12 protein-coding genes are annotated in these 16,290 nt (G+C 71.1%); 11 read left to right on the top strand and 1 reads right to left on the bottom strand.

What is annotated here, in order from left to right; all coding sequences use genetic code 11:
- The first annotated feature begins 11 nt into the window (after positions 1 to 11).
- The 9 genes from ABZX40_RS32825 (at position 12) to ABZX40_RS32785 (ending at position 12,366) form a co-directional block, all read left to right on the top strand.
- Positions 12 to 377, top strand: a complete 366-nt coding sequence (locus ABZX40_RS32825; RefSeq protein ID WP_355745997.1) for a DUF4233 domain-containing protein — start codon at positions 12 to 14, stop codon at positions 375 to 377.
- A 95-nt stretch (positions 378 to 472) separates the two neighbouring features.
- A complete protein-coding gene (gene ndk, locus ABZX40_RS32820; protein WP_355745994.1) occupies positions 473 to 886 on the top strand; it encodes a nucleoside-diphosphate kinase in 414 nt (137 codons plus the stop codon).
- Between the two features lie 409 nt (positions 887 to 1,295).
- Positions 1,296 to 2,315: a rod shape-determining protein gene (locus tag ABZX40_RS32815; protein WP_004931372.1), complete on the top strand. Its 1,020-nt coding sequence runs from the start codon at positions 1,296 to 1,298 to the stop codon at positions 2,313 to 2,315.
- 522 nt (positions 2,316 to 2,837) lie between these two features.
- Positions 2,838 to 3,944 (top strand): rod shape-determining protein MreC, encoded by a 1,107-nt coding sequence (gene mreC / locus ABZX40_RS32810; protein WP_355745990.1) that lies wholly within the window; start codon positions 2,838 to 2,840, stop codon positions 3,942 to 3,944.
- Positions 3,945 to 3,957: 13 nt separating this feature from the next.
- On the top strand, positions 3,958 to 4,638 hold the full coding sequence (gene mreD / locus ABZX40_RS32805; RefSeq protein ID WP_355745987.1) for a rod shape-determining protein MreD: 681 nt from the start codon (positions 3,958 to 3,960) through the stop codon (positions 4,636 to 4,638).
- Positions 4,639 to 4,844: 206 nt separating this feature from the next.
- Positions 4,845 to 7,364 (top strand): penicillin-binding protein 2, encoded by a 2,520-nt coding sequence (gene mrdA / locus ABZX40_RS32800; protein ID WP_355745984.1) that lies wholly within the window; start codon positions 4,845 to 4,847, stop codon positions 7,362 to 7,364.
- The gene (rodA, locus tag ABZX40_RS32795) at positions 7,361 to 8,560 is read left to right on the top strand and encodes a rod shape-determining protein RodA (RefSeq protein WP_355745981.1); all 1,200 of its coding nucleotides are present in this window, start codon (positions 7,361 to 7,363) and stop codon (positions 8,558 to 8,560) included. Before mrdA ends, rodA begins: the two co-directional genes overlap by 4 nt.
- A gap of 184 nt (positions 8,561 to 8,744) precedes the next feature.
- Entirely contained in the window at positions 8,745 to 10,259 is a 1,515-nt protein-coding gene (locus tag ABZX40_RS32790) for a CYTH and CHAD domain-containing protein (RefSeq protein ID WP_355745978.1), read from the top strand.
- Between the two features lie 172 nt (positions 10,260 to 10,431).
- Positions 10,432 to 12,366, top strand: coding sequence for a TIGR03960 family B12-binding radical SAM protein (locus ABZX40_RS32785; RefSeq protein WP_355745975.1), 1,935 nt, complete (start codon positions 10,432 to 10,434; stop codon positions 12,364 to 12,366).
- Between the two features lie 64 nt (positions 12,367 to 12,430).
- Here the strand turns inward: ABZX40_RS32785 and ABZX40_RS32780 are convergent, their stop codons facing one another.
- Positions 12,431 to 13,786: an enolase C-terminal domain-like protein gene (locus ABZX40_RS32780; protein WP_355746051.1), complete on the bottom strand. Its 1,356-nt coding sequence runs from the start codon at positions 13,784 to 13,786 to the stop codon at positions 12,431 to 12,433.
- Between the two features lie 135 nt (positions 13,787 to 13,921).
- Between ABZX40_RS32780 and ABZX40_RS32775 the strand changes: the two genes are divergently transcribed.
- Entirely contained in the window at positions 13,922 to 14,875 is a 954-nt protein-coding gene (locus ABZX40_RS32775) for a LysR substrate-binding domain-containing protein (RefSeq protein ID WP_355745972.1), read from the top strand.
- Positions 14,876 to 15,494: 619 nt separating this feature from the next.
- Positions 15,495 to 16,286 carry a TIGR03936 family radical SAM-associated protein gene (locus ABZX40_RS32770; RefSeq protein ID WP_355745969.1) on the top strand — a complete coding sequence of 264 codons (792 nt, stop codon included), beginning with the start codon at positions 15,495 to 15,497 and terminating at the stop codon, positions 16,284 to 16,286.
- The last annotated feature ends 4 nt before the right edge of the window (positions 16,287 to 16,290 follow it).

The raw sequence follows: 16,290 nt of genomic DNA, 5'->3' as shown, positions 1-16,290 counted from the left end.
GTCCAGACGTCATGCGTACGCTCACGTCGTCGACCCTGATCGGCGAGATCTTCATCATCGGCTTCGCCGGGCTGGTCGCCATGAAGGACCCGGATCTGTCCACCCAGACGGTGTGGACGGTGTGCGGGATCGCCATGTTCGCGTCGCTGGTGCTGTGCGGGCTGGCCACCCGGCCCGGGGGCATCGCACTGGGCTGGGCGCTCCAGGGGGCGCTGATCCTGTCCGGGTTCGTGGTGCCGCTGATGTTCTTCCTGGGGGCGATGTTCGCCGGGCTGTGGTGGGCGTCGGTGCACTACGGGCGGAAGATCGACGAGGCCAGGGCGAGATTCGCGGCGCAGGGCGGCCCGGCGCCCGATGCCTCGCCTGACGCTGCGTGAGGACGGCTCAGGGCAGCCCTGTAGCCTCGTCCCACCGCACGCACAGCACGTACACCGTCAGGCAGTAAGTCAAGGCAGTAAGAAGGAGTCCTCCCGTGACCCAGCGCACCCTCGTCCTGCTCAAGCCCGACGCCGTGCGGCGCGGACTGACCGGCGAGATCATCAGCCGTATCGAGCGCAAGGCCGGCTGGCGGATCACCGCGCTGGAGCTGCGCACGCTGGACCAGGAGACGCTGGAGCAGCACTACGGCGAGCACAAAGGCAAGCCGTTCTACGAGCCGCTCATGGAGTTCATGGCCTCCGGTCCGGTCGTGGCGCTGATCGTCGAGGGCGACCGGGTCATCGAGGGGGTGCGCGCGCTGGCCGGCCCGACCGACCCGATCGCCGCCGCGCCCGGTTCCATCCGCGGTGACTTCGGGGTGATCGTGCGCGAGAACCTGATCCACGCGTCCGACTCGGAGGAGTCCGCCGAGCGCGAGGTGAAGATCTTCTTCCCGGGCCGCGGCTGACGTATCGCGTCCCTCCCCGCGGTGTCGATGCGGGGACGTCCCTCCCCGCGGTGTCGACGCGGACGGAATTGGCCCATCCGGGGGCGTGCCGTCCGGGGGAGTTTTCGTGGACGTTCCTGACGGGATGTCAATCGGATCACATCGGCCATGCTGGGACCATGGTGGGGCGGCCGGGCGTTTTCGGCCGCCCTTTGGCATATGCGTGGCGATCGGGGGAACGAATGCCCCCGATGGACCGTCTCCACAAGCGAGGCGGTTCGCCATCTGGTGACAATGGCGAAGACCCTCGCGCGGTGTTCGTGCAGGCGCGTCTACGATGGAAGCCTTCACGTCACCGCACCCACCTCGCCTACCTGAAAAGCCCTCAAAGCTCCGTGGGAAGGCCAGACGAATCCTGATGGGGAACTCAATGTCGTTCATCGGCCGTGACATGGCTGTCGACCTCGGGACCGCCAACACGCTGGTGTACGTCAGGGGTCGCGGGATCGTACTCAACGAGCCGTCCGTCGTCGCGATCAACACCAACACCGGTGGAATTCTCGCGGTCGGCGCCGAAGCGAAGAAGATGATCGGGCGCACCCCGGGCAACATCGTGGCCGTGCGTCCGCTGAAGGACGGCGTCATCGCCGACTTCGAGATCACCGAGCGGATGCTCCGCTACTTCATCCTGAAGATTCACAAGCGGCGGTATCTCGCCCGGCCGCGGGTCGTCGTCTGTGTGCCGTCCGGTATCACGGGCGTCGAGCGCCGTGCCGTCATCGAGGCGTCGTCCCAGGCCGGCGCCCGTCAGGTGCACATCATCGAGGAGCCCATGGCCGCGGCCATCGGCTCCGGTCTCCCGGTCCACGAGGCCACGGGCAACATGGTGGTGGACATCGGCGGCGGCACGACGGAGGTCGCGGTCATCTCGCTCGGCGGCATCGTCACCGCGCAGTCCATCCGCGTCGCGGGCGACGAGCTGGACAACGCGATCATCCAGCACATCAAGAAGGAGTACTCGCTCCTGCTGGGTGAGCGCACGGCCGAGCAGATCAAGATCACGATCGGCTCCGCGTACGACCTCGACGCCGACGAGCACACCGAGATCCGCGGCCGGGACCTGGTGTCCGGGCTGCCCAAGACGGTCGTCATCTCCGCCGCCGAAGTCCGCAAGGCGATCGAGGAACCGGTCAACGCGATCGTGGACGCCGTGAAGACCACGCTCGACAAATGCCCGCCGGAGCTGTCCGGCGACATCATGGACCGCGGAATCGTTCTCACCGGCGGCGGAGCGCTGCTGCGCGGACTCGACGAACGGCTGCGCCGGGAGACCGGAATGCCGATCCACATCGCCGAGGACCCGCTCGACAGCGTGGCGCTCGGCTCCGGAAAGTGCGTCGAGGAGTTCGAGGCGCTCCAGCAGGTGCTGGACGCCCAGCCGCGCAGATGACATAACTCTTCGATTCCGCCGTACGAGACGATCCCCTCTCGTACGGCGGATCGTTGATTAACCGGCATAAGCTCCCTACATCTATCCGTTCCGTATCCACCCACCCGTATCCGCCCACCCGTATCCGCCCCCAGCTGTTCCGCCATCAGTTAGCTGTTCTGTCATCAGTTCCGCATCTGATCCGCGCCTGATCCGCATCCGATCCGTATCTGCTTCGTATCCACGTCGTATCCGATCCGTATCCGCATCGCCGCACCGCGTATCCCTTGCGCGTCCGTTCCTCGTCCGTTCCTCGTCCGCTCTTCGTCCGTTCCGCGTTCCTGCCGGATCCCCTTCGGATCCCCTTCGGATCCGCTTCGTATCCGGTGCGCGGTACATCGCCCCGCCGAATCGGTGAATGGGCCGAATCGGCCGAATGGGACGGGCGGGCCGAAGGGGCCGGAGGTGCCGGGCGGGGGCGGTATCCGGATACACGCACCACCCACACGAGAATTCCTACGAGGAAGGGCACGGCCGCCGCACGTGAGGGACACACGAGAGAGCCGGCTGCTCCTGGTGCTGCTGGTCGCCATCGCGTTCGCACTGATCACGGTGGACATCCGCGGCGGTGAGGACTCACCCGTCGACGGAGCCCGGCAGGCCGCGGCGACGGTCTTCGGCCCGATCGAGAACGGGGTGGCCTCCGCGGTCGACCCGGTGGGCAACGCGATCGCCGCGGTCCGCGACTCGGGGGAGCGCCATGACCGGCTCGCCGAACTGGAGCGGGAGAACGCCGCGCTGAAGGCGCAGATCGGCAGCGAGGACCGCGGACGCAGCCGCCTCGCCCAGCTCGACTCGATGCTGAAGCTCGCGGGCGAGGGCCAGTACGGCATCAAGGGCGCCGAGGTCATCGCCATAGGGGCGGCCCAGGGCTTCTCCTGGACCATCACCATCGACATCGGCGCCAATGACGGCATCAAGCGCGACATGACCGTCCTCAACGGCGACGGTCTGGTCGGCCGGATCACCACCGTCGGCCCGCACACCTCGACCGTGCTGCTCGCCAACGACCCCGACTTCACCGTCGGCACCCGGATGGAGGGCAACGACGAACTCGGCTTCGCCTCCGGCCAGGGCGACCGGCCGCTGCGGGTCGAACTCCTCAACGGCAAGGCCGAGATCAAGAAGGGCGACCGGCTGGTGACCTTCGGCTCCGAGGCCGACAAGCCGTTCGTGCCGGGGGTGCCGGTCGGGATCGTCTCCCGGGTCGACCCGTCCGGCGGCGATCTGACCCGCACCCTGTATGTGACGCCGTACGTCGGCTTCAGCAAGCTCGACATCGTGGGTGTGGTCGTCGAGGCGCCGAAGAAGGACCCGCGGGACGCCGTACTGCCCGACCGGCCCAGGGCCACTCCCACCCCGACCGTCACGGTGACCGTGACGCCGGGCGCCGACGGCGAACTGCCGCTGGAGGAGCAGGCGGGCGGCGAGCAGCAGCAGGGCGGCCGGGAACAACGGCCCGGTACCGGGGAAGAGCCCGCCGGGCAGAACCAGCAGGGCGGTCCCGAGCAGCAGGGCGGCGGCCGGGAACTGCCGAGCGCCCAGGAACTGCCCGGGGCCACCGACCAGCGAGACCCGCAAGGGCAGTAGGGGAGCTGAACTCATGCGCTTCAACCGGATCCTGCTCTCCACCACCCTGGTCGTCGTCGCCCTGGTCATCCAGGTCAGCGTGCTGGCCCGGCTGCATCTGCCGGGCGCCGTCCCCGATCTGGTGCTGCTCACCGTCCTCGGCCTCGCCCTGGTCTACGGGCATGTCGGCGGCGCCCTGATCGGCTTCGGCGCCGGGCTGCTCTCCGACCTCGCCCCGCCCGCCGACCACGCGGCCGGCCGCTATGCGCTGGTGCTCTGTGTGATCGGCTATCTGGCCGGCCTGGTCAAGCCGGAGAACGGCCGTCTGAAGTCGGCGACGGCCCCCATGGTGGTGGTCGTGGCCGCCGCGATCGGTACGACGCTGCTGTACGCGGGCGTGGGCGCCCTGGTCGGCGACACCGCCGCCCGCCATGTCGGCCTGCCCAGCCTGCTGTTTACGGCGGCGCTGTACGACCTGCTGCTCGCCCCGTTCGTGGTCCCCGGCGTCATGGCGCTGGCCCGCCGCGCGGAGAACGACCCGCTGGCCGAGTCCTCCGCCGCCGCGAAGAGCACCGACATCTCCTCCGGCTGGCTCTCCTCCGGCACCGGACTGCGCATCGGCAACCAGCGCGGCGGTCTCGGCGGGCTGAAGGTGAAGGCGGCCCGCGCCCGGGTGGCTCGGGCCGGTCGTATCAAGGGGGTCAAGCGGCTGTGACCGCAGGGCAGTTCACCCGAACGGGGGAGCGGGGGCGGAACCCGGCCCCGTCGGCCGCTCGTTCATCACTCGTACATGCACACGCACGGGCATCGGCTGTACCGGTACCGGTACCGGTACCAGTGCTGGTACCAGTGCTGGTACCGGTCTCCGTACCGCCGATGCCCGCGTACTCGCACACACACTGAGAGGGGGAGGCAGCCGCAGTGACCAACATCCCCGAGACCGGCCGGACCCCACGGGTCCAGATCCGGCTCGTCGTCATCCAGATCCTCGTCCTCTCCCTCCTCGGCACGCTCGGCGGCCGGCTCTGGTACCTCCAGATCCGCCAGGGCGCCGAGTACGCGAAAGAGGCGTCGGGCAACCATGTGCAGCAGGTCGTCGACCCCGCCGTACGCGGCTCGATCCTGGACGCGCGCGGAGTGCCCCTCGCGGACAACGAGACCCGGCTGGTGGTCTCCGCCTCCCGCACCGAGCTGCTGAAGATGCCGGACGACGGCGCCGCGGTGCTCGGCAAGCTGGCGGGCGTCCTGGGCATGGAGCCCAAGGAGGTCCAGGAGAAGGTCCGGCTGTGCGACGCCGAGACCCCCCAGCCCTGCTGGAACGGCTCGCCCTACCAGCCCATCCCGATCACCGACGAGGCCACCGCGCGCCAGGCCCTCCAGATCCGCGAGCGCGCCGAGGACTTCCCCGGCATCACCGCCGAGCCCCAGGCCGTACGGCGCTATGCCGCGCCGGGCCAGGCCAATACCGCCCAGGTCCTCGGCTACCTCTCCCCGGTCACCGACGACGAGCTCCAGAAGGCCCAGGACACCGACTCGCCGTATCTGCGCTCCGACCAGGTCGGCCGCTCCGGCCTGGAGCGGGAGTACGACGCGGAGCTGCGCGGCAAGGCCGGTGTCACCCGCTACGAGGTGGACAATCTGGGCCGGGTCATCGGCGAGGCCGAGGCCGACCCGGCCGAGCCCGGCGCCAACCTGGTCACCAGCATCGACGCCCGGGTGCAGCGGGTCGCCGAGTTCGAGCTGAACGAGGCGATGAAGGCGGCCCGCAAGGAGTGGGACCGCAACACCCAGGAGAACTACAAGGCCGACGCGGGCGCGGTCGTGGTGATGGAGGCCAAGACCGGCCGGGTCGTCGCCATGGCCTCCAACCCGACCTACGACCCCAACGCCTGGGTGGGCGGTATCTCCGCCAAGGACTACGCGGCGCTCACCGGCAAGTCCTCCAACTACCCGCTGCTCAACCGGGCCATACAGGGTCAGGCCGCCCCTGGCTCCATCTTCAAGGTGGTCTCCACGGCCGCCGCGGTCCAGGCGGGCTACGACTTCGACGGCGGGTACAACTGCTCCAGCTCGTACTCGGTCGGTGGTCAGGTCTTCAAGAACTTCGAGTCGCAGAACCACGGCTCGATCGACCTGGGCCGCGCCCTGGAGGTGTCCTGCGACACCGTCTACTACTCCCTCGCGCACAGCGAGTGGAAGAAGGACGGCGGCATCGACCCCAAGGGCAAGCCCAACGACTACTTCTACAAGGCCGCCCATCAGTTCGGCCTCGGCAAGGAGACCGGCATCGACCTGCCCAACGAGGTCACCGGCCGGGTCCCGGACCGCCAGTGGAAGCAGGACTACTGGGAGGCCAACAAGGACGCCTGGTGCAAGACCGGCAAGAAGGACGGCTCCTACGTCGAGGTCATCGCCTACGAGAACTGCCTCGAAGGCAACAAGATGCGCGCCGGTGACGAGATCAACTACTCCATCGGCCAGGGCGACACCCTGGTGACACCGATCCAGATGGCCACCATCTACGCGGCCATCGCCAACGGCGGCACCCTCTACAACCCCACCGTAGGCAAGGCCGTGGTCAGCGCCGACGGCAAGCAGGTCACGGAGATCGAGCCCGAGGCGCACGGCAAGCTGCCGGTCGACCAGGCGACCCTCAAGCAGATGGACGAGGCGCTGGAGGGCGTGGCCACCCGGGGCACGGCGGCCTGGCGGTTCGGCGGCTGGCCGCAGGACGAGATCGCGATGCACGCCAAGACGGGCACGGCGGAGGTCTACGGCAAGCAGACCACCTCCTGGTTCGCCACGTACACCGAGGACTACGCGATCGTGATGACGATCTCCCAGGGCGGTACGGGCTCCGGGGCCTCCGGACCGGCCGTGCGGAACATATACGACGCGCTGTACGGGGTCTCCGACGACGGCACGATCACGGAGAAGAACGCGCTGCTGCCGTCGCCGCAGGCATCCCTGCCGAAGGTCCGCACGGACGGCACGATCACCTCGCCGAAGATCTCCAAGGACCCGGCGAAGGACCAGCAGGCGTACCAGAAGGCTCCGGAGGAGCCGACCGGGGGACAGCTCCCGGCGGGCGCCCCGCAGTCGCCGGAGGCCAACACCAACCGAGAGACGCGCAGGCGCAGGCGCCGGGGCGGGGGACGACCGGGCGGCGGATCGCGGCGTGACGGCACGGGCTCCGGCTCGGGCTCGGGCTTGGGCTCGGGTTCGGGGCCGGGTTCGGGGCCGGGATGCTGCGGCCCGGCCGGTGAGGCGGCGGCCTCCGGGCTCCCGGGCGCGGCGATGGCCCTGCCGGGTGCCGTGACGGCTCTGCCCGCGAGGAGACATCGGGAGACGCCCGGCGGCAGGCCCCGGCGGCTCGGGCCGAGGCGCGCCCGTGGGGTGTGGGCCGCGCTGAAGGACGGCCGGAAGGCGGCGGGCTCATGACCGGGGCGAACAGCTTCCAGGTGTCCGGGTACGGGCCGGAGCGGGCCGGATGGACCCGGCTGCTGGCCCGGGACTCGCTGGCCCGCCGGCTCGACTGGCCGATACTGCTGTCGGCGCTCGCGCTGTCCCTGATCGGCTCGCTGCTGGTCTGGTCGGCGACCCGCAACCGCACCGAGCTGAACCAGGGCGACCCGTACTACTTCCTGTTCCGGCATCTGCTCAACACCGGTATCGGCTTCGCCCTGATGATCGGCACGGTCTGGCTCGGCCACCGCACCCTGCGTACGGCGGTGCCGATCCTCTACGGGGCGTCGGTCCTGCTGATCCTGCTGGTGCTCACCCCGCTCGGCTCGACGGTCAACGGCGCCCACTCCTGGATCCAGGTCGGCGGCGGGTTCTCGCTCCAGCCGTCGGAGTTCGTGAAGGTCACCATCATCCTGGGCATGGCGATGCTGCTGGCGGCGCGGGTGGACGCGGGCGACAAGCTCTACCCCGACCACCGGACGGTGCTCCAGGCGCTGGGGCTGGCGACCGTGCCGATGCTGATCGTGATGCTGATGCCGGACCTCGGCTCGGTGATGGTGATGGTCATCATCGTGCTGGGGGTGCTGCTGGCCTCCGGTGCCTCCAACCGCTGGATCTTCGGCCTGCTGGGCGCGGGCACCACCGGCGCGCTCGCGATCTGGCAGCTCGGCATCCTCGACGAGTACCAGATCAACCGCTTCGCCGCGTTCGCCAACCCCGAGCTGGACCCGGCCGGGGTCGGGTACAACACCAATCAGGCGCGGATCGCGATCGGTTCGGGCGGGCTGACCGGGTCGGGGCTGTTCGAGGGCTCGCAGACCACCGGGCAGTTCGTGCCGGAGCAGCAGACCGACTTCGTCTTCACGGTGGCCGGTGAGGAGCTGGGCTTTCTCGGTGCCGGACTGATCATCGTGCTGCTCGGCGTCCTGCTCTGGCGGGCGTGCCGGATCGCCCGGGAGACGACCGAGCTGTACGGGACGATCGTGGCGGCCGGGATCGTGGCCTGGTTCGCGTTCCAGGCGTTCGAGAACATCGGGATGACCCTCGGGATCATGCCGGTGACGGGTCTGCCGCTGCCGTTCGTGTCGTACGGAGGGTCGTCGATGTTCGCCGTGTGGGTGGCGGTGGGGTTGTTGCAGTCGATCAGAGTGCAGCGTCCGATGTCGGCGTGAGCCGTGCGGCGGACGCGCGGTCCGGCGGGCTGGTGTGCGGCGGGTCCGGGGTCCGGCGGATCCGGGGTCCGGCGGATCCGGGGTCCGGCAGGCTGCTGTGCGCTGCGTCCTCGCCGGGCGTTTTCCTCCGGTTCACCCGGGGTGCACTCTGCCATCGCGGCGTGACTGCCATTAGGGTCGGTTCATGGCGGAGACGAAGCGTGAAATCGAGCGCAAATACGAATCCGACGAGAGCGGCCTGCCGGATCTGACCGGAGTGGCCGGGGTGGCGGCGGTCGTGGACAAGGGCGTCGCCGAACTGGACGCCACCTACTACGACACCGCCGACGAACGCCTCGCCGGGGCCGCCATCACCCTGCGCCGCCGCACCGGGGGCTCGGACGCGGGCTGGCATCTGAAGTTCCCGGTGTCCCCCGGGGTGCGGGACGAGATCCAGTCCCCCCTGTCCGACACCCTGCCCGGCGAACTCGCCGCGCTGATCCGGTCCCGGGTCAGGGACACCGAGCTGCTGCCGGTGGTGCGGCTGCGCTCCGCGCGGGACGTCCGGGAGCTGACCGACGGCGAGGGCCGGCTGCTGGCGGAGGTGAGCGTGGACGCCGTACGGGCCGAGCGGCTCACCGGGGGCGGCGGGCGGGCACAGTGGACCGAGATCGAGGTGGAGCTGGCCGAGGGGGCGGACCCGGCCGTGCTCGACAAGGTCGAGAAGCGGCTCCGCAAGGCGGGGGTACGGCCGTCGAAGTCCCCCTCGAAGCTGGCGCGGGCGCTCACCGAGACCGCCCCGAAGAAGCAGCGCAAGCACCGGAAGGCCGACCGCACACCGGCGCCGCCGGTCACCGCCGGGGACCATGTGCTGGCGTATCTGCGCGAGCAGCGGGACACGATCGTGGCGCTGGACCCGGCCGTGCGCCGGGACGCGTACGACTCGGTGCACCGGATGCGGGTGGCGACCCGGCGCACCCGCAGCGCCTTCAAGTCGTACGGGAAGCTGCTGGACCGGGCGGTGACCGACCCGATCGGCGAGGAGCTGAAGTGGCTCGCCGGGGAGCTGGGCGTCGACCGGGACCAGGAGGTGCTGACCGAGCGGCTCACCGACACCATCGGCGCCCTGCCCCGCATCCTGACCGTCGGCCCGGTCCGCACCCGGCTGCGCACCTGGTCCCACGCCCGGCGCGGCGGCTCCCGGCGCCGGCTGATCGCCGTACTGGACGGGCGGCGGTATCTGGCGCTGCTCGGCGCGCTGGACACCCTGCTGGCCGAGCCGCCCCTGCTGGAGCCGGCCGCGGGGGACCCGGCGAAGGTGATCGCCAAGGCCGTCCGCAAGGACGTCGACAAGCTGGCGGCGCTGGTGGACCAGGCGCTGGAGCTGCCCCCCGGGCACGACCGGGACTTCGCGCTGCACGAGGCCCGCAAGAAGGCGAAGCGGGCCCGGTACGCGGCGGAGGCGGCCGTCCCGGCGCTCGGGGCCCCGGCGGGCGGGCTGGTGAAGTCGATGAAGTCGCTCCAGAGCCTGCTCGGCGACCACCAGGACAGCGTGATGACCCGAGAGGCCCTCCGCGACCTGTCCCGCCAGGCCCACACGGCGGGGGAGAGCGCGTTCACCTACGGCGTCCTGTACGGCCGGGAGGAACAACGAGCGGCGGACGTGGAACGCGAGCTGCCGGGGGTGTGGGGTCCGATCCGCAAGACAGCACCGGTGTGACCCGGATCCCCCCCACTCCCCACCCCCCATTCCCCACTGTTGCCCCCACCCACCCCACCGACCACCAGCCCGTACGGACCGCCCCTCCGGTCGCGTTAGGCTGGATGGTCACTCCTCTTCCCCGGATCGGCCTCCGGCCGGGGGCGCCCCCGTCAGCTCACGAAAGTCCGCGATGTCTGCCGAGTCGGTTTTCCCGCAGCTCGAAGCCTTGCTCCCGCATGTGCAGAAGCCGATCCAGTACGTCGGTGGAGAGCTGAACTCCACCGTGAAGGACTGGGACTCCTGCGATGTGCGCTGGGCGCTCATGTACCCGGACGCGTACGAGGTCGGGCTCCCCAACCAGGGCGTCATGATCCTCTACGAGGTGCTGAACGAGCAGGAGGGCGTCCTCGCCGAGCGCACCTACAGCGTGTGGCCGGATCTGGAGGCGCTGATGCGTGAGCACCGCGTGCCGCAGTTCACGGTGGACGCGCACCGCCCGGTGAAGGCGTTCGACGTGCTCGGGGTGTCCTTCTCCACCGAGCTGGGCTACACCAATCTGCTGACCGCGCTGGACCTGGCCGGCATCCCGCTGGCCGCCGCGGACCGCACCGTCGACGACCCGATCGTCCTCGCCGGGGGCCATGCCGCGTTCAACCCGGAGCCGATCGCCGAGTTCATCGACGCGGCGGTCATCGGCGACGGCGAGCAGGCCGTGCTGGACATGACCCGGATCATCCGGGCCTGGAAGGCGGAGGGCCGCCCCGGCGGCCGGGACGAGGTGCTGCTGCGCCTGGCGAAGACCGGCGCCGTCTACATCCCGCGCTTCTACGACGTGGAGTACCTGCCGGACGGCCGGATCGGGCGGGTCGTACCGAACCGTTCCGGCGTGCCGTGGCGGATCTCCAAGCACACGGTGATGGACCTGGACGAGTGGCCCTACCCCAAGCAGCCCCTGGTCCCGCTCGCCGAGACGGTCCATGAGCGCATGTCGGTGGAGATCTTCCGCGGCTGCACCCGGGGCTGCCGCTTCTGCCAGGCCGGCATGATCACCCGCCCGGTGCGCGAGCGCTCCATCACCGGCATCGGCGACATGGTCGACAAGGGCCTGAAGGCGACCGGCTTCGAGGAGGTCGGCCTGCTCTCCCTGTCCTCCGCGGACCACAGCGAGATCGGCGACATCGCCAAGGGCCTCGCCGACCGCTACGAGCAGGACAAGGTCGGCCTCTCCCTCCCCTCCACCCGCGTGGACGCCTTCAATGTCGACCTCGCGGGCGAGCTGACCCGCAACGGCCGCCGCTCCGGCCTCACCTTCGCCCCCGAGGGCGGCAGCGAGCGGATGCGGAAGGTCATCAACAAGATGGTCTCCGAGGAGGACCTGATCCGGACGGTCGCCACCGCCTACGGCAACGGCTGGCGCCAGGTGAAGCTGTACTTCATGTGCGGCCTGCCCACCGAGACCGACGAGGACGTCCTCCAGATCGCCGACATGGCGATGAGTGTGATCGCCAAGGGCCGCGAGGTCTCCGGCTCCGGCGACATCCGCTGCACGGTGTCGATCGGCGGCTTCGTCCCCAAGCCCCACACCCCCTTCCAGTGGGCGCCCCAGCTCTCCGCCGAGGAGACCGACGCCCGCCTCGGAAAGCTCCGCGACAAGATCCGCGGCGACAAGAAGTACGGCCGCTCCATCGGCTTCCGCTACCACGACGGCAAGCCCGGCATCGTCGAGGGCCTCCTCTCCCGCGGCGACCGCCGCATCGGCGCCGCGATCCGCGCGGTCTACGAGGACGGCGGCCGGTTCGACGGCTGGCGCGAGCACTTCTCCTACGACCGCTGGATGCACTGCGCCGACAAGGCACTGGCCCCCTTCGGCGTGGACGTCGACTGGTACACCACCCGCGAGCGCTCCTACGAGGAGGTCCTCCCCTGGGACCACCTGGACTCGGGCCTCGACAAGGACTGGCTCTGGGAGGACTGGCAGGACGCCCTCGACGAGACGGAGGTCGAGGACTGCCGGTGGACGCCGTGCTTCGACTGCGGGGTGTGCCCGGCCATGGACACCCACATCCAGACCGGCCCCACCGGCAAGAAACTGCTGCCCCTGAGCGTGGTGAACGGCGGCGCCTGAGCGCCGGGAGGCGGCCTAGGACGTCGGGCCGAGGGCTGGTCGGTGTACGAGGTCGGCGTGGCGGTCAGCGGACCAGCGCCGGACGCTTCGGGTCGAAGCTCCAGCCCGGGATCAGGTACTGCATCCCCGTCGCGTCGTCCCGGCCGTCGAGGCCGAGGGCGTGATAGCGCTCATGGGCGGCCTCCACCTCCGGCCAGTCCAGGTCGATGCCCAGCCCAGGGCGGTCGGGGAGGGTGAGGCGGCCGTTCCGGATGGTGAGCGGGGCGCGGGTCAGACGCTGGCCGTCCTGCCAGATCCAGTGGGTGTCGATCGCGGTGATCTCGCCCGGCGCCGCCGCCGCGACCTGGGTGAACATGGCCAGGGAGACGTCGAAGTGGTTGTTGGAGTGCGAGCCCCAGGTCAGCCCCCAGGCGTCGCAGAGCTGCGCGACCCGCACCGAACCGTGCATCGTCCAGAAGTGCGGGTCGGCCAGCGGGATGTCCACCGCGTCCGCCTTGACGGCATGGGCCAGTTGCCGCCAGTCGGTGGCGATCATATTGGTGGCCGTCCGCAGCCCGGTCGCCCGGCGGAACTCCGCCATCGTCTCCCGCCCCGAGAACCCGCCCTCGCCACCGCAGGGATCCTCGGCGTACGCCAGTACGTCCCGCAGTGAGCGGCCGATCGCGACCGCCTCCGCCAGCGGCCAGCCGCCGTTGGGGTCGAGGGTGATCCGGGCGCCGGGGAACCGTTCGGCGAGCGCGGTCACCGTCTCGGCCTCCGCCCGCCCGTCCAGCACCCCGCCCTTCAGCTTGAAGTCCTGGAACCCGTACCGCTCCTGGGCCGCCTCCGCCAGCGCCACCACCGCCCCGGGCGTCAGCGCCTCCTCGTTGCGCAGCCGCGACCAGCGGTCGTCGGCGCCGGACTCGTCGCGGTAGGGGAGATCGGTACGGCGGCGGTCGCCGACGAAGAAGAGATAGCCGAGGACGGGGACGGACGTCCGCCGCACCCCCTCGCCCAGCAGCGCGGCCACCGGTACGCCGAGGTACTGGCCCAGCAGGTCCAGCAGCGCCGACTCCACGGCCGTCACCGCGTGCACCGCCACCCGCAGATCGAAGGTCTGCGCCCCGCGCCCGGCCGCGTCCCGCGCCCCGAACCGCTCCCGCAGGGCACGCAGCACGGCGTGCGGATCACCGACGGGGGCGCCCACCACCAGCTCGCGGGACTCCTCCAGGGTCGTGCGGATGCGCTCGCCGCCGGGTACCTCGCCGACCCCGGTCCGGCCGTCCGAGTCGGTCAGCACCAGCAGATTGCGGGTGAAGTACGGGGCGTGCGCGCCGCTGAGGTTGAGCAGCATGCTGTCCCGCCCGGCGACCGGGACGACCCGCAGCGCGGTGACGACGGGGGTGGCCGCGGGGGAGGGGTGCGTGGGGGTCGTCGTCATCGTCATCGTCGTCGTCCTCTCCGAGGCTCCCGGGGCGGCGCTCCGACGCTAGGAGGGCGGGTTCATGCGCGTCCAATATCGGTTCGGCATGCTGTGATGCGTCTCATGCATCAGCCGGTCGCAGAAGGGTGCCGTATGTACTCGCTGGAGCAGCTCGCCGGGTTCGTGGCCGTCGCCGAGGAGGGGCACTTCGGGCGTGCGGCGGCCCGGCTCCATATGACCCAGCCGCCGCTCAGCCGCCGCGTCCAGGCCCTGGAGCAGCAGCTCGGCGTCGATCTGCTGGACCGCTCGCGGCGCGGGGTGCGGCTCACCGCCGCCGGGCACAGCCTGCTCGCCGACGCCCGCCGCATCCTGGGCCTCGCGGAACGCTCCGTGCACTCCGCCCGCCGCGCGATGGCCGGGGAGACCGGCACCCTCACCTTCGGCTTCACCGCCAGTTCCGGGTACGTCCATCTGGAGACGGTCCTCGGCATCGCCCGCACCCGGCTGCCCGGGGTGCACCTGGTGCTGCGCGAGATGGTCACCTCGGCCCAGCGCGCCGCACTCCTCGCCGGTGACCTCGACACGGGCCTCGTACGCCCGCCCGTCGCCTCCCCCGAACTCACCCGCCGCCCCTTCGCCCGCGAACCCCTGCTCGCCGCGCTCCCCGCCGCCCACCCCCTGGCGACCCGGGACACACCCCCGGACGTACGGGACCTGCACGGCGAACCGTTTCTGATGTACGACCCCGACGAGGCCCGCTACTTCCATGACCTGCTCGACCGGCTGTTCGAGCGCACCGGCACCGCACCCGTCCACGTCCAGTACGCCAGCCAGGTGCACACCCTGCTCGCCCTGGTCGGCGCGGGGCTCGGCGTCTGCCTGGTCCCCGAGGCGGCCCGGCGGCTGGGCCCGGCCGGAGTGGTCTTCCGCCCGCTGACGGGCACCGGCGCCACCCGCGCCGAACTCCAGCTGGCCTGGCGCACCGACCACGACTCCCCGGCGCTGGGCGCCCTGCTCACCGCGCTGCTGACCGCCCCGCCCCGAGACCCGGTCGAGACCGCGACGGAACCCCGGGACGGCATCCGGAGCGCCCGTCCAGGCATCTGAACGGACATGGGCATGAGCATGGGCATGGACATGAGCATGGGTATGGGTACGGGCATGGGCATGGAGACGGACACGGACACGGACACAGGCACGTACCTGGAGAAGCGACCGCCGTCCTGATCCCCCATCCGATCGCCGACCCCATTGCCGACCCGCCCGCCCCCCGGGGCCCGACGAGGACCCGCGACGCGCCCGGGGAACTCCGGCGGGCGCCGGGCCCGGGGGATGTCTCGTGATGGCGACCCGCCGACCCCGCGCGCTGCGCCCACCGCACCGCGCTCACCCCGGTCGCGCACCCCGTACGGGACGCCGCGCTGCGGCCCGCCGCCCCCTGCCCGACCGCAGCACGCCGGACGGCCCCCGGCAGCCGTCCGCCGCCGTGCCGGATACCGCCCGCAGGACGCTCCCCGCCGCGCACGACACCGCCCGCCAGACCCCCGCCGACCTCCGCCGCCCGCCCCTCGGGGACCGTCGGCGGCCGGAGGCCGTGGCCCGCGGGGAACCTGGGGAACCTTCGGGGCGTGAGACACGTACTCTTGGTAGCAGTACGACCGCACTCACGAAGGACTGAACGACACTGGGGAAGCGACAGCCCGAAGGCCCGCCGCCGGTACCCGCGGTGCAGCGCATCCGACTGCGTTACACCAAGCGTGGCCGCCTGAGGTTCACCAGCCACCGCGACTTCCAGCGCGCTTTCGAGCGGGCGCTGCGCCGTGCCGAGGTGCCCATGGCGTACTCGGCGGGGTTCACGCCGCATCCCAAGGTGTCGTACGCCAATGCCGCACCCACCGGCACGGGCAGTGAGGCGGAGTATCTGGAGATCGCGCTCACCGCGCCGCGCGACCCGCAGCGGCTGCGCGCCCTCCTCGACGAGTCGCTGCCCCCGGGCCTCGACATCGTCGACGCCGTCGAGGCCCGTACATCAGGGCTCGCCGACCGGCTCACCGCCTCCGTGTGGGAGCTGCGGCTCGACGGTGTGGCACCCCTGGACGCCGCCCGCGCGGTCGCCGCGTTCAACGCGGCCGAGACCGTCGAGGTGCAGCGTCTGACCAAGAACGGGATGCGGACGTTCGACGCCCGCCAGGCCGTGGCGAGCCTGACGAGCGACCCGGCCGGCGACGGGGTGGCAACACCGGGTTCGTCGGCTGATAGGCCGACCGACCGGCCCTGTGCGATACTGCGGCTGGTTGTTCGGCACGTGACGCCTGCCGTTCGACCCGACGACGTCCTGTCCGGTCTCCGCGCCGTGGCCGACCTGGCGCCGCCGGTCCCCGCAGCGGTGACCAGGCTGGCGCAGGGGCTGTTCGATGAAGAGACCGGCACGGTGACCGACCCGCTCACGCCCGACCGCGAGGCGGATGCGGCCCTTACTCCGGCCGCCCCGACCGCCGCCGCGAAGGCGCCTGCTTAGGGAA

Origin of the sequence: Streptomyces sp. NPDC004610, assembly GCF_040609715.1 — a bacterium.
Taxonomy (GTDB): domain Bacteria; phylum Actinomycetota; class Actinomycetes; order Streptomycetales; family Streptomycetaceae; genus Streptomyces.
Note: the sequence above shows the minus strand (reverse complement) of the source record. Positions and strands in the feature narration are given on the sequence as shown.

Bases quoted from the DNA above. Each gene is read 5' to 3' on its own strand.
- ABZX40_RS32815 (WP_004931372.1), top strand. From the start codon at position 1,296: ATGTCGTTCATCGGCCGTGACATGGCTGTCGACCTCGGGACCGCCAAC.
- ABZX40_RS32785 (WP_355745975.1), top strand. From the start codon at position 10,432: ATGTCTGCCGAGTCGGTTTTCCCGCAGCTCGAAGCCTTGCTCCCGCAT.
- ABZX40_RS32790 (WP_355745978.1), top strand. From the start codon at position 8,745: ATGGCGGAGACGAAGCGTGAAATCGAGCGCAAATACGAATCCGACGAG.
- mreD (WP_355745987.1), top strand. From the start codon at position 3,958: ATGCGCTTCAACCGGATCCTGCTCTCCACCACCCTGGTCGTCGTCGCC.
- ABZX40_RS32825 (WP_355745997.1), top strand. From the start codon at position 12: ATGCGTACGCTCACGTCGTCGACCCTGATCGGCGAGATCTTCATCATC.
- ABZX40_RS32775 (WP_355745972.1), top strand. From the start codon at position 13,922: ATGTACTCGCTGGAGCAGCTCGCCGGGTTCGTGGCCGTCGCCGAGGAG.
- ABZX40_RS32780 (WP_355746051.1), bottom strand. From the start codon at position 13,786: ATGACGACGACCCCCACGCACCCCTCCCCCGCGGCCACCCCCGTCGTC.
- rodA (WP_355745981.1), top strand. From the start codon at position 7,361: ATGACCGGGGCGAACAGCTTCCAGGTGTCCGGGTACGGGCCGGAGCGG.